Raw genomic sequence first — 13,840 nt, 5'->3', positions numbered from 1 at the left:
GCAGTGCCGATATCCCCTCGAACTCTAGCTTATGTCAATGTGTAGCACTTCCTGCGGTGGAAAACGCGACCTCGCTGTTAGACCCCTAAGTGCCCAATGTGTGCTGCGTTTGGGATGAAATACTAACCCAAGTGGTTATAACTAAACACACAACGAACCGATAGAACTACTCAACTGGCAAAATAACCTTAATTAAGTGCGCCATAACCGTGTGGCCTTTCTGGGACATGCGTGTTTACGGACAAGATTACTCAGCAAAATATCGGTGTAACTTTTGCACCATACTTCCATAGTATGACTCCTATAGTAAAGCGACCCAAAGCAATGTGCCACACAGTCGTCTACTTAGTCGCCAATGTAGCGAGCTTGCAGCCCAGCTTAGGTGTGTGGGATGAGTTGAGAACCATGTGCTAAAAAGCCTTTTCACTATCGTCTAGCTCCTCTACGCATGGGAAGGTCAAGGTAACTACAGTTCCTTGATTAAGTTCGCTACTGAGACTGAAGGTTCCGTTCATGAGCTCGACCAGTCTTTTGCTTAGGGGCAATCCGAGCCCCGTCCCCTCATACCTGCGAGAATGAGCACTATCTGCTTGGCCAAATACAGACATTACCTTATATAGGTCCTGGCGCGCTATACCTATTCCGTTATCGCTTATCTCTATTACAACCTGCCCATCTTTTACTTCCACTGATAGTTTCACAAAGCCGTTCTCAGGAGTAAACTTTACAGAATTTGACATCAGGTTCAGAATAACTTGCTTCATCCTTCTTGCATCGGCTAGAAGCACTATCCTAGAATCTGGCATGTTTTGTTTAAGTTCTACTTTTGCTTCCAGCGCCTTAGGTAGCATCATGCTGCAGCAAGATTCTATAATTTTACCGAGGTCACACCTAACCAGCTCTATTGATAGCTTATTGTCCTCAGCCTTGGTAAAGTCCAGAATGTCGTTTATCAGGCTCAAAAGGTGCACTCCGGCTCCATATATGTCTTGAACATACTCTTTGTACTGTGGGTGACCGAGTGGCCCCAGCGATTCACTCTGAATAATCTCGGAGAACCCTATTATAGAGTTTAGCGGAGTCCTCAGCTCATGGCTAACGTTTGCCAAAAACTGCGATTTACTTATACTCTCTTTTTCTGCAGTTTCCTTTTTCTCTTGAAGCTCAAGATTAGCGCTGTACTGGCTGCTTAGAAGTTTGGCATTTTTTCGGTACACAACCACCGTGAGCGCTACGCACATAACAAATGCTAAGCTCGTAGGAATTATGAACATCATGTTGGTGTTAGAGAAGAATCTAGCCACGTCGCTAAAATCCTTTGTTATCTGTAGAAAAACAACGGGTTCTCCGGTTTGAGCAAGCACTATTGGGAAAACAGAAGTGTATGAACCGTAAGATACCCTTTTGAAAGTAACATCACCACCACGCAAAACTTCAAGTTTTTCTGACGTCAGCGGTACAACGCCTCGAACGTCATCGTCGTTATGACTCGCCGCAGTAAACATAACTGCTCCATCCGAGTTGTACAGCGTCAACTCGACGCCGTGAAGCTTGTGTAGCGCCTGCATAAATTCAGCACGAAGTTTTATTGCCAAGTTAATGTGGTATGGGTTAGAACCTACGTGCGTAGGAACTTTCTGTAAAACTGCAAGATATTTCTGAAGTATGGAATGTGAAAAAATATCATTGAGCCCAGAATTCATTTCTCTGGCCACTTTCTCAATAGCGCGGTTCGTAACATACGCATGGGTGAACCAAACAGAACACGCGAAAAGACCTGCTAATGCAACACGCAATAGGCTTAAAAGCGACCTACGAAGCATAGCGACACCACGCTCTAGTTGTGCTAGTAAAATAATATCATACTCTCCATGCATCAATCCTAAATGATCTTTTGTTTGCATACGGTACATTTATGTTGACCTTGCTGAAACACTGTAGTTATCCTGACCCTGGCGTTTGGATTGTGGGATAGATGTGGATCGCAGCTTCATGATTCCCTTTTACACACCGTTTGACATTAGTTTCGTTCGGGGTGAGGGCGTGTACTTGTATGATGGTAGCGGCAAACGCTATCTGGATTTCAGCTCCGGAAGGGGAGCTAATGCCTTAGGGCATTGCCATCCAGTCATGGTAGAAGCATTGGGCAACCAAGCTTCAAAGCTGTGGCATGTGTCAAATACATACAAGATAAGTGAAGCAGAGCTTCTGGCAGAGGAGCTTGTGCGTATAAGTTTCGCCGACATGGCGTTCTTTGTAAACTCAGGCGCTGAAGCGGTAGAGTGTGGCCTAAAGGTTATACGATCATACCAAAATGGCATAGGACACCCAGAGAGGTACAAGGTCATTACATTGCGACGAGCGTTTCATGGCAGAACCTACGCAACGTGCTCGGCCAATGAACCCAAGGGATTCTTGCCAATGCTGTACCCGTATGTAGACTGGTTCGTAAGTGTTAGTCCTGATATAGACTCAATACGCCTTGAAGTGGAAAAAGGCAACATTGGCGGCATACTGTTAGAACCTATACAGGGTGAAGGCGGAATTCACGTATTGGAAAGTAATCTACTTAGGGAGTTGAGAGCACTCTGCGACCAGCATGACATATTACTGTTCTTTGATTGTGTGCAGTGCGGCTCTGGAAGAACTGGCAAATTCTTTGCCTATGAGCACTCCGGCGTAACGCCTGATGTATGCGCTCTGGCCAAGGGGCTGGGGGGAGGGTTTCCCATAGGCGGCTGTATTATTACTGAGAGGGCTGGCAGATTTGTTACTCCGAGGATGCATGGCTCCACTTGCGGAGGTAATCCTTTGGCGGTATCTGTAGCTCACGCCATTGTTCGTGAAGTTCTAAAACCCCAATTCATGGAAGATGTTGCTATAAATGGAAGCTACCTAATGAAAAGGTTTTATGAGCTATCAGAAAAATATAAATTGATCAAGGAAGTTCGGGGAATGGGCCTTCTTATAGGTCTAGAAATAGACAGCACAGTTCCAGTTTGTGATATGGCAGCAAGTATGATATCACACGGATTGTTATCCGCTCCCGCTTCTGGAAATGTGTTAAGAATGGTACCGCCACTGATTGTTACCCGTTCAGAAATTGATGAATTTCTGCAAACGTTTGAGCGGTTCTTGGAAGTCTACACCCCACATGTGGAGGACCGCACATAAGGCATTTTTTGCCGCACTTGGCTCCAGATGTTTTTGAATTGCCATTGTGCCGGCATTGACAGATTATAGTCTTGCTTCTGATAACGTAATAAGCTTCATCCAGCTCACTCACGTTCTTACGCCTTCTGCATCATGTTGTTACGGTGTCAAGCGTGCGGCCTATCCAAGTTTAAGAATGCTTTCACACTCTGTAGTACTTTGTGATTCCGAATGTAGCCATGATATGTGTAACCAACGTGATTTCGAACATTGTACATTGCATGCTTCATATGGCATATTATAACACCGTGCCTTAAGATAACGGGCACATGCGTGCAATGACTCCCAGGTGTACACTTGTGAGTACCCCACAAGGGTGTTGTGTTGATTTCAGCCATTGAAGCCAATATCATGCCTTCCCCATTTGACTTTACATGCGTTACATAATATCATGGAAGCAAAGCTTTGATCACTTGGTAAAAAATAATGACACAGCCATCATCGTTGGCGCAGAGGTTGATTAGCCCTCTCAAAGATAAGGTTGAAGAGAAAGATGAGGGACGGAAGTCTCCCGTTGTCGACCCTGCGTTCCTAGAAAGGATAAAGCGCAAGGCGCCACAGGTCAGCGGTAAGGACGTCTTCTTGATAGCTTCCTTCGCGGACATCATTTTGGAGCTTTCCGCTGCGCTGTTTACCTTGTCAGTGATTCACTTCCAGTTGTCTAAGGGCACCGTGCATAAGGTAACCCTTGGGTACTATGCGGCCTTGGCGTGTTTGGTCTCCATACTCATGGTGGACTCCATGGTGTCGCTCGGGGAAGCGAATGATGATTGGAAACAGGGCAGAATAAGCCGGAAAGAGCTCTTGCTTAAGAAGACTGAGTACATTGCCACAATTGCTGCGAGCGTCATGTGGATATCCCTGTGTGTTGCTTCTGTTATAATGGAAAGTGGCTACAGCTGGGATGCACTCGTGATGTTCTCGCTGTGTGTGTCTGTAATAGCTCCCCTGACCGGGATGTTCTCTGCTTTCGTAAGGGCGTACGAGGCAGTGGTATCGAGTCGTGAGCAGGAGAAAAGGCAGGCGCTTGCAAATACGGCAACTGCTGAGTCATCCGACGCTGAAGGCTCAAATCGCTGTACTGATGCTGCTAGGTTATCTGGAACTACAGGGTCTCGGGACGAAGCTGTGGAAGAAGACAAGGAGCATGCTTCAAGCAAGCCTGTTGTGGCTGGAAGTGAGAAATCTTCGAGCCTACGCAAGAAGGTAGCGCTGTTCCTAAGATCTTCTATGTTCATCTTTATCGCCGTATTTGAAGCAGCGCACTGTCTGTGTCACGTGTATGAGGCATATTTGCTCGTGGGCAATACTCACCAACTGTTCTTCATCACACAAGAGGCACTATTGTATACTCAAGCCGCTTTGGCCGTTGTGTTCCTTATAGCATTTATTGCTGAGCATGTGATAAAAGAGGGGCAAGATGCACAGAAAGAAGACTCGCTCGACGCTATTTCATGCAAGAGTGCGTGCGCAGAATCCGATAGTAATCTCGGACCGGCAGGATCTACAGCACATTGCGGTGGCGGTGCTGCTATTCGGGCAGTAAGTGCACAGGTCGAGCGCGAAGCGTGCCCGGCAGAGTCTGTTGTTGACCAAGCGCCTGTAGTTCGCAGTGCCGTGACTCACGTTTTGGCCTCTGCAGGGGTTTGTACTGAAGCTCAACGCGTTGCCTAAATGAAGTTGTAACTAAGAGCAGGTTTTCGTGCGACAGTAAGAAGTGCTGTGACGTTTTTGTGTGTAAAAGAACGGTTAGGCGTAGGTAGCGTGTGTGCTTTGTAGTCGAGACCATAAATGAGGGTTCGTTTTGTTGCAGCCCCGCTTTTGTCCGTCTTCAGGTATCGAAGTACATAAAGACGCTGGTCCTGTAGAAAGGCAAAAACCTAATTTTTCCCAACGGGAAAGTCTTCGTGTGTCGTATGACAAAGTTCAAGCGGTGGTGGGCATTTTGGCGCGGTCGCCGCGCCTGTGATGCCCTACCCCGCGAGAGATCACCCTAGCCGTTTTACGGCGTGGTGCATGCCCCATTGGCCAAGTGTGCCGGTGCTTCGCGCTGCTTTTCCCGCGACCTAGACAGTACCACACAGGAGGTAAGGGGCTCTCTTTTTGGTCCTGCAGAGCCGAGCGTGTACCACTCGTTTCTGCAGGAATCCCCTACTGACTAAGGCTAGTTTACTACTTCCCTTTTCCCAAGGTGCCCTGCTGAAGTTATAACCCCTTCTCTCTCCATTCTCTCTACAAGATTGGCAGCTCTGTTATAGCCAATTCTAAGCTGTCTCTGCACATAGCTCACAGAAGCTTTCTTGTCCCTCAACACTATTGCCACCGCCTTTTCGTATAGTGCATCATCCTTACAGTCAAAATCCTCAGAATCCACCAATTCGTCGCCACTGTCGAGGATTCTAACTATATCTTCCACATACCTTGGCCTACCCTGTACTCTAAGGTGATTCACAACATCCTGAACTTCACTATCGCTGACATATGCACCGTGTATACGCCTAATTTTACCGCCCGCAACCATATAGAGCATATCACCCATACCAAGTAGCTGTTCAGCGCCCTGCTCTCCCAAAATAGTCCTGCTGTCCACTTTGGATGTTACCGAAAAGCTGATTCTGGTGGGGAAATTTGCCTTTATGACTCCCGTAATAACGTCAACTGATGGCCGCTGAGTTGCCATGATTATGTGTATACCCGCAGCACGAGCCATCTGGGATAATCTCTGAATTGACGACTCGATCTCCTTGCCCGACACAATCATCAAATCAGCCATTTCGTCAACCACCACTACTATGTACGGAAGAGGAACATTGCTTATGCGTTGATTCTCAAATAGCGCTTCGCCTGTTTCCCGGTTATATCCGGTAGGTACAATTCTTTCAAAAGACTCTCCCCTGCTACATGCATCAGCAATCTTCTCGTTATAGCCAGTGATATTTCTTACGCCAACTGCAGACATAAGCCTATAGCGCTCCTCCATCTCGGCTACAACCCACTTCAACACAGCAACAGCCTTTTTAGCTTCAGTAACTACCGGAGTTAGTAAATGCGGTATGTTATCGTATACTGAAAGCTCGAGCACTTTGGGATCAATCATTATCATCCTGCACTGCTCAGGGGTTAACCTGTACAGCAGCGATAGAATCATCGTGTTTATGCCAACAGATTTCCCAGAACCTGTAGTGCCCGCAATTAATAAATGTGGCATCCTGGTAAGATCTCCTACAACAGGCTCCCCGTCTATTCCCTTCCCCAATATAATAGGTAACTTTAGTTCTGGGTCTGCATACTCTTTGCTTTCCACTAGATCACGCAGTACGACAATTTCCCGGCTACGGTTGGGAAGCTCTATACCCAACACATTCCTTCCCGGTATCACAGATATTCTTGTCGATATAGCACTCATTGACCTTGCTATATCCTCAGCCAATCCTATAATTCTGGAGGATTTAGTTCCCGCCGATGGCTCAAATTCGTACAGTGTTACAACGGGCCCATATCGTACATCTATTATCTTGCCATACACCCCGAAATCCTTTAGCACAGCGTAAAGCTCCTCTGATTCATCCTTGTATAATGATGAATCCAAAAACTTAGGTGGTATGTTTTTGCGCTTCTCCAAAAGATCCACCGTTGGTAGATCGAAGTTTTCTGCAACAAAGTCGTCCTCGGAGTCCTCACATATATCCGATTGGTGAGTTACAGATGTTAGATCGGGGGGAGAATGTACATCGCTGTGCGGCGCGAAGCTCCCAGAGCAACCAGTAGTGAGGCCGCCAACCTCGTCGATATCATAGCGCTCCTCAATCCATTCTTCAGAATCTGATGCATGGTACTCGCCTTCCACATCGTCATCATCTTCGTCGTGCATGCCCGCCCCCACAGCATCATCCGTGCGTGGTACTCCGTAAGCATCGTCCTCGTCGTCACCCATGCCACATTCAGCTTCGCTGTCCCTACAACTCCATGAGCGCTCATCGCTGTGGATTTGGCGGTTCTGTGTCTCCTTAACCTGCACTTGACCACACTCCGCATCGTTTTGCCGCCTTTCCTCGTATCTTTTGTATAGAGTGTTAGGAAATATGACTCGGACAGCACCCAATGGGTCTTTACTCTCAGAAACTACGCTTGAGCATTTTCTGCTGCTGTGCAATGCATCATCACAGGCTGAGGCACCAGGAACCCCTATAGAAGGATTATGGCCTTCCATGAGGTTATACCTTAATGGATGAGAGTTGGAGCGCTCGGCTTCCTCGCTGCAAGGTGGAACTACGGGAATGCTATTTTTACGGATGCGGGAGGCGCTAGTACGCATCCTTAGCTCTGACAGCAGTTTTGTCAAAGACTTAGACAAGAAAATAATCGCACTCCATCCGATGGTAACTAGGAAACACACTATAGCCACGCTGAGCAATGCGGCGTATGATAAACCAGCCAGCTTATGACCTACTATGCCACCATAGTGAAATCTACTAGCTATTTTCCACGAAGCCTTTGATAACATCCCACTAACACAAGCAGTAAGCACGATCATACAAGGAACATATGCCTTACGGCACGCATTGGGTAAATTCCTGTACCCGAACAGTAAATATACTCCAGGAATAAATCCCGCAAACCCAAACACCTGCACAAGTATATCAGCAACATATGCCCCTACCGTGCCCATTAAGTTAGTCGTGTAAACTCCTTCCCCATGCGATCCCGAAGAGTTCAGTGAATGGTCATGGACATCATACGTGAGCACCGAAGCTACGAGAAAAACAACAAAGCACTTTAAGACAATCGAACGGAACATTCTACCAATGCACTTCATCCGCGTGCACCATTAATTCATTATCCAAAATAGTAACGCAATGCATACCTGAAGAAGCTTATAATGATCAGTAGTATGAGTGGCGACAAGTCCAGCCCCGCAATACCAGGAACGTACCTTCTTATAAAAGTTACAGCTGGACCGGTGATTCTTGATAATGCCGAAAACACCCTATACACAAGCTCATTATCCCTATTTACTATCCTCATAGAGATCAGCCACCCAAGAACAACCCACGCTATAAGCGCAAAATTATACGCACTGAGTAACATTTCGATAAGATAGGCTATTGGATGCATAATTATGACCTAACACCGGCATACGGCTGTATGCGCAATTATACAGAAATAAAAGTCAATTAAAAACGGTAAAATCGTCCTGTAGTCTTTTGTAAAACGTACACAGGAGTTTATACATAGAAATTTTCGACTTGAAGAACTTTTTATTGTTGTATATAGTGTGCCCGGGATGGGTTCCGTTCTCTAGTGTTGTTTATTTTTGTCCTGTTATTGGTAGCTTCGGCGTTTTTCTCTGCTGCCGAAACCGCATTCACGTCTGTTAGTCCTTCTTCGATACATAGGTTGGTGGTAGGAGGGGATAGACGCGCTAGGATTCTCGACGCACTTCGCTGTCGGAAAGAGCTAGTGATAAGCACGCTTCTTATTGGTAATACCGTAGCGAATGTTGCTGCCTCTTCTGTGGCCACGGCCACGATGCTGGACCTTTTGGGTCCTGGTGGGTTGGTTGTCTCCACTGCATCTATTACCTGTGTAGTCCTCTTATTCTCAGAAGTTCTTCCAAAAACATACGCCTTACAAAATCCTGAAAAGATCTCTCTCTGCACAGCACGGATGGTAAGTTACTGTTCCTTCGTCCTTTCTCCGCTGTCCATAACGTTCAGATTCGCGGTAGACTGTATCCTACGCATTCTCGGAATACAGGGTGAGCAGGAGCTGGTTTCAGCTGCTGACGCAATGCGAAACCTTATATCCATGCATAACGGAAAGGGCACGATGTCGCAACAGGATCTAGACATGCTTAGCAGCGTTCTGGATCTCGCACAGACTGAGATATCTCAGGTCATGACGCACAGGAAAAATTTGTTTGCGCTAGACATAGACGAGGAAGTGGACGTATTGCTAAAACAAATATTCCAAAGTACTCATAGCAGAATCCCAATCTGGCAGAAGCGCGAAGAGTCTATAATAGGCGTACTTCATGTGCGCGATGTGACTGACCTCGTACGTGAAAAGAGTGGCAACGTCACAAAGAACGACATCTACAGCATAATGAACAAGCCTTGGTTTATTCCCGATACAACGCCTCTAAGTGTACAGCTGCACAACTTCCGCAAAAAACGTAGACATCTCGCTCTAGTCGTTGACGAATACGGCACTTTACAGGGCGCAGTAACACTTGAAGACATACTTGAGGAAATTGTGGGAGACATTTCCGACGAGCACGATATAGTTCCAGAAAGTCTAATAACAGCAGTCAATGAAAATGAGTACCACATCGCCGGCGAGGCGCCTATTAGAGACGTAAACAGAGAACTGCGCTGGGGGTTACCAGAAGACGCTTCAACTGTGGCTGGCCTTATCCTTCACAACATAGAGCGAATACCCGAGGAGGGCGAAGTATTTAGTCTTCATGGGTTCACATTTAAGATTTTGGAAAAGAGCGGAAACACAATATCTCTTCTTAGTGTACGCCCAGCTGATACCGATGAAGGTGCGCCTCAGCAGTAACTTTCTGGTATCAGTGGTGGTCAGCGTATTTATTCACGCACAGCACACAAAGTGAGGATGATCGTCTCCCTATAATCTAATTTGGTTAGTAAAGATACTTGTCCTAATACCTGACACATGTACGCAAATAACAACTCATATGCGCAACATTGCTCGATGCACCACACAATTGATACGCAATTCTGTATCACTGAACTTCATACCACGTACCCTGCCTATACTGACTGCGGCGCTATGAACTGTAAGAATAACATCTACGTACCGCCGCATACGCCCGCTATGTTACTTCTTGCGGTGCACATTCCTATCCCAAAGCGGGTATACCCCTCCCAGAACCCACTACATGCAAACAGACCTCTGTATTCTCTCACATAACTTTTTTCCATTATGCTGAAATACACATTCGCACACGTTAGATTCATAATACTGTGCAAAGGACAGGAGGGCTGAAATTGCCGTACGGGTGCTATATCGTAAGCCCCTATGACGCCACATGATTCAGTAATCTCTTAACCCCTAGATGAAACTCGATTCATCTAGCACAGGGATCAACTACCTAACATACGTTTTAAGCGTTATATAACCCATTGCAACCACCAGACACGCAAGCTTTACCCAACTCTTGGGTAGTTCCACACGTCGGTGCCGTACAGCAGGTTCTATGATAAGGAACCTGGCTCTCTACAACAGATATCAATAAATCTTTTTATTGTATCTTCTGGATCATTAGACCCTGTGACCGCAGATATTACCGCGGTACCTTCCGCTCTGCAAGCAGTAACCTCATATACATTTGAGAGCGTGATACCACCTATTGCAACCACCGGACACTCACTTATTTTGACCCATTTTCGGAGTAATTCTACGCCTTGAGCGAAAAAGCGCATGTCCTTTGACGTGGTTTGGTATATGGGCCCGAAGCCAATGTACGACGGTCCGTAAAAGTTTGCACGTGCAAGCTCGTGATAGCAATGGGTGCTGATACCAAGGCGTATGCCAGACCTTAATAAAAGATCGAAATCGGCATGCCCCATGTCCTCTTGCCCAAGATGAACACCATAAGCACCGTATTTTATTGCCAAGTCCCAGTAATCATTAACTATGAGTCTAGTACCATGCTTCTCCGCAATAAGAGAGCAAGCTTCCACCATACGCTCAACTTCAGCTAAAGGTCTGCCTTTAGCCCTTAGCTGTACAGTACGTACTCCACAGCCCGCAACAAGTTCGAACCAGTCTTCATCAGGCACAATTACGTAAAACCCTATATTGTCCATACCCTTGAACCCCGGCTTGACAACGCAGTTATCCCCCTTGGATGTGATACGTGGCATGTTATTAGCAGCATAACAGGCAAAATCGCGTCCACATACGCCGTTCAAAATGCTAGTTGCACGCTCCCGAGCAAGCACTATAGAGTCCAAATTAATATCCCTTTCCTCCATACATCGTGTCGCCTGTCTGACAGTAGTTTTCACATGATCATATGACTGCAAAAACGTATATTTGTCGGTGACCGCCGCGCATCTGTATAGAAATTGCAGTTCCTCAATACCGTCGAAATAGTAGTCTGCACAAACGCCATCCTTGCACACTACATTTAAAACATAGACATCTCTACCCAATCTAGCATGAAGATCACACACAGCTTCGTGTGCTGTTGCTTCACATAATTTGATCTCTCTTCCATCAACTACATGCATGGTTATTCGCGCAACCTACCAAAAATGAAAAACGTTTCATTAAATACCAAACACATACCCCTGTTATATGGTACTAGTCCCAGCTTTACCTACAAGCAAACTATCTTTTTGCTAAAATTACATCAGCTCCACAAATTTCTGAAAGTTTCTATCCACTATTCGTTCAATATGCGCAACGGCCCCGGATAAAACGGTGCCAAAAGTTGCTTTACCGGTGACTTTACGGAGCAGATTATTCAATGTCCTGCCTATAGGCAAGGTTTACACTGTAGACTCAAAAATACCTTAGCCATTACACCGCAAGCAATGCAACAAACTTGCTATCATCTATTGAATGGATAAAATGCGCTGCTGACCTGTGTTAGCCACTTGCATGATCTCTAGTACGACACCGTATCTGGAATGCTTATATACGCACAAACACAACTCACACTAGCAGAATACATCGCCACCGATTTTATTATTTCTTCTGTTAAAAAACTGGATTATTGTCGCAGCTATTTCTTCTATAGACTTTTGCGTAACATCTATGAGTGGCCATTGGTTTTCGGCGCAAATTTTTTTCACTTCGCTTATCTCCTTCTCCACCTGTTCATAACTAACATAGTCACAATTGCTCTGGTTCTTCATGGATATTAGTCTATTCTTGCGTATCTGTATGAGTCGGTCTATGTCAATTGTCAGCCCGACTACGAGCTTATCAGCAAGCACACTGGGGTCAATAGGAAGGGCTATAGAATGCACGAACGGAATATTGACCACCTTATATCCCCGATACGCCAAATATATGCTCGTGGGAGACTTTGAAGTTCTTGAAACCCCAACTATCACTATGTCTGCCTTACTTACGTCCCACAAACTCTGACCATCGTCATGAGCTATTGTGTAATTTATTGCCTCGATTCTATTGAAATACTCGTCGCTAAGCCGGTGCGGATTAGCGTTAGGATCCTTATCAACGCTGAGATAGCACGAAATTTCCCTAATTATATGTGCCAGTATAGGTATACACCTCACATTATGAGCCTCAGCTCTCTTCTTAAGGTATTCCCTCAGGTTATCATCCAGCACGGTGTACATGATAAGATTATTCCTTTTGCAATCTATGCTGGATATAATTCTGTCAACGTGCCGCTTACTTCCAACCAAGGACCATACGAACTCATTTACCTCAAGAGATTTGAAGTGCTCAACCGAAGCCCTAGCGACGGAAACTACAGTCTCACATGTTGAATCGGACACAAGATGGAGATCCAGAGAGGCTTTGCGACTCATACAGCCCTCTTCTTACGAAAACAGTACACACTGCAAGACACAACAAATGTCCAGCCCAACACAGAAGTACACCGCAACTTGCAAAATAGTGCTTAACAAAAACGTCCCAGCGCACTTAACCATCATAGGCAACGCTTCTAGACCTGCAGTCACCGCACACTATATTACCCTTAGAAACCGCGCGTAAATCCTCTGACCCTACCATACAAGAACATTTAATACACCTTATGTCCTTACTCGGATGCACATTATGGTCTACAGCTACACGTTCATCAAAGACAAAACACTCCCCCTCCCACATATTGTCCACACCTTGCATGGAACTTAAATAGTTGAGTACCCCACCTTTAAGATGATAAACATTCTCGAAGCCCAAGCTCTTCATAAACGCAGTAGACTTCTCACACCTAATGCCGCCCGTGCAGTACATAGCAACACCAACGCTCCTGTCTTTGTCCTTAGCCCAGGCCTTAGCCCACTCGGGAAACTCTCTGAAAGACGTAGTACAGGGATTGATCGACCTCTTAAATCTCCCGAACCTTATTTCGTAGTCGTTCCTAGTGTCTATAACATGCATTCCAGGGCGTGAAATCAGATCATCCCATACCTGCGGCTCCACATACTCTCCCCTAAAGGAGCAGTCCAACTCTTCTACGCCAAGTCTGACTACTTCACTCTTAAGACGAACCTTCATCTTAGGAAAAGGAGGCCTATCTGAGTAGCTTTCGTGATACTTCATGCCAACGAGTCGCTCATCCAGATCTAGAAACGCAAAAAACTCATCTATACCAGACCTGTTACCAGCTATAGTAGCGTTAATACCCTGCTCCGCCAGTATTATGGTCCCCTTTATATCGCGCTCCTTGCAAAACTCAAGCACGACAGGCCGCATATCGTAGTAATTATGCAAGTGGACAAAGCGGTAAAAAGACGCAACCACGAAGCCCATACCACACATCGAATTTCTTGAACACGGCTATATGCTATTCCAGAAGACGCGAATTGTCAATTTCTCGCCTCACGCCACTATCTCAAAATTGTTCTGTACAACAGCGTGCAATCCGCAACAAACGCTTTCTATTAACGGC

General features: G+C 45.9%; 10 protein-coding genes. 4 read left to right on the top strand and 6 right to left on the bottom strand.

Features of this window, described 5'->3' with window-relative positions; all coding sequences use genetic code 11:
- Positions 1-410: 410 nt before the first annotated feature.
- Positions 411-1,823 carry a sensor histidine kinase gene (locus PGW94_RS00440; RefSeq protein ID WP_271757298.1) on the bottom strand — a complete coding sequence of 471 codons (1,413 nt, stop codon included), beginning with the start codon at positions 1,821-1,823 and terminating at the stop codon, positions 411-413.
- Positions 1,824-1,977: 154 nt separating this feature from the next.
- On the opposite strand from PGW94_RS00440, the gene PGW94_RS00435 reads away from it, so the two are divergent.
- The 3 genes from PGW94_RS00435 to PGW94_RS00425 all read left to right on the top strand — a co-directional run bounded on the left by PGW94_RS00435 (position 1,978) and on the right by PGW94_RS00425 (position 5,182).
- Complete coding sequence (locus PGW94_RS00435) at positions 1,978-3,174, top strand: aspartate aminotransferase family protein (RefSeq protein ID WP_271757295.1); 1,197 nt, start codon at positions 1,978-1,980, stop codon at positions 3,172-3,174.
- Positions 3,175-3,639: 465 nt separating this feature from the next.
- A complete protein-coding gene (locus PGW94_RS00430; protein ID WP_271757293.1) occupies positions 3,640-4,887 on the top strand; it encodes a hypothetical protein in 1,248 nt (415 codons plus the stop codon).
- Positions 4,888-5,017: 130 nt separating this feature from the next.
- Positions 5,018-5,182, top strand: a complete 165-nt coding sequence (locus tag PGW94_RS00425) for a hypothetical protein (protein ID WP_271757290.1) — start codon at positions 5,018-5,020, stop codon at positions 5,180-5,182.
- Positions 5,183-5,377: 195 nt separating this feature from the next.
- Here the strand turns inward: PGW94_RS00425 and PGW94_RS00420 are convergent, their stop codons facing one another.
- Positions 5,378-8,011 carry a DNA translocase FtsK gene (locus PGW94_RS00420; RefSeq protein WP_410519509.1) on the bottom strand — a complete coding sequence of 878 codons (2,634 nt, stop codon included), beginning with the start codon at positions 8,009-8,011 and terminating at the stop codon, positions 5,378-5,380.
- Between the two features lie 38 nt (positions 8,012-8,049).
- Positions 8,050-8,328, bottom strand: coding sequence for a YggT family protein (locus PGW94_RS00415; protein ID WP_271757284.1), 279 nt, complete (start codon positions 8,326-8,328; stop codon positions 8,050-8,052).
- A gap of 186 nt (positions 8,329-8,514) precedes the next feature.
- Between PGW94_RS00415 and PGW94_RS00410 the strand changes: the two genes are divergently transcribed.
- Positions 8,515-9,777 (top strand): HlyC/CorC family transporter, encoded by a 1,263-nt coding sequence (locus PGW94_RS00410; protein ID WP_271757281.1) that lies wholly within the window; start codon positions 8,515-8,517, stop codon positions 9,775-9,777.
- Between the two features lie 659 nt (positions 9,778-10,436).
- Here the strand turns inward: PGW94_RS00410 and thiE are convergent.
- The 3 genes from thiE to PGW94_RS00395 all read right to left on the bottom strand — a co-directional run bounded on the left by thiE (position 10,437) and on the right by PGW94_RS00395 (position 13,701).
- Positions 10,437-11,477, bottom strand: a complete 1,041-nt coding sequence (gene thiE / locus PGW94_RS00405; protein WP_271757277.1) for a thiamine phosphate synthase — start codon at positions 11,475-11,477, stop codon at positions 10,437-10,439.
- Positions 11,478-11,909: 432 nt separating this feature from the next.
- Positions 11,910-12,752: a pyruvate, water dikinase regulatory protein gene (locus tag PGW94_RS00400; protein WP_271757274.1), complete on the bottom strand. Its 843-nt coding sequence runs from the start codon at positions 12,750-12,752 to the stop codon at positions 11,910-11,912.
- Between the two features lie 115 nt (positions 12,753-12,867).
- On the bottom strand, positions 12,868-13,701 hold the full coding sequence (locus PGW94_RS00395; RefSeq protein WP_271757271.1) for a rhodanese-related sulfurtransferase: 834 nt from the start codon (positions 13,699-13,701) through the stop codon (positions 12,868-12,870).
- Between the last annotated feature and the right edge of the window lie 139 nt (positions 13,702-13,840).

Origin of the sequence: Candidatus Anaplasma sp. TIGMIC (genome assembly GCF_028204095.1) — a bacterium.
Classification (GTDB): Bacteria; Pseudomonadota; Alphaproteobacteria; order Rickettsiales; family Anaplasmataceae; genus Anaplasma.
Note: the sequence above shows the minus strand (reverse complement) of the source record. Positions and strands in the feature narration are given on the sequence as shown.

Bases quoted from the DNA above. Each gene is read 5' to 3' on its own strand.
- PGW94_RS00400 (WP_271757274.1), bottom strand. From the start codon at position 12,752: ATGAGTCGCAAAGCCTCTCTGGATCTCCATCTTGTGTCCGATTCAACA.
- PGW94_RS00420 (WP_410519509.1), bottom strand. From the start codon at position 8,011: ATGTTCCGTTCGATTGTCTTAAAGTGCTTTGTTGTTTTTCTCGTAGCT.
- thiE (WP_271757277.1), bottom strand. From the start codon at position 11,477: ATGCATGTAGTTGATGGAAGAGAGATCAAATTATGTGAAGCAACAGCA.
- PGW94_RS00430 (WP_271757293.1), top strand. From the start codon at position 3,640: ATGACACAGCCATCATCGTTGGCGCAGAGGTTGATTAGCCCTCTCAAA.
- PGW94_RS00395 (WP_271757271.1), bottom strand. From the start codon at position 13,701: ATGGGCTTCGTGGTTGCGTCTTTTTACCGCTTTGTCCACTTGCATAAT.
- PGW94_RS00415 (WP_271757284.1), bottom strand. From the start codon at position 8,328: ATGCATCCAATAGCCTATCTTATCGAAATGTTACTCAGTGCGTATAAT.
- PGW94_RS00440 (WP_271757298.1), bottom strand. From the start codon at position 1,823: ATGCTTCGTAGGTCGCTTTTAAGCCTATTGCGTGTTGCATTAGCAGGT.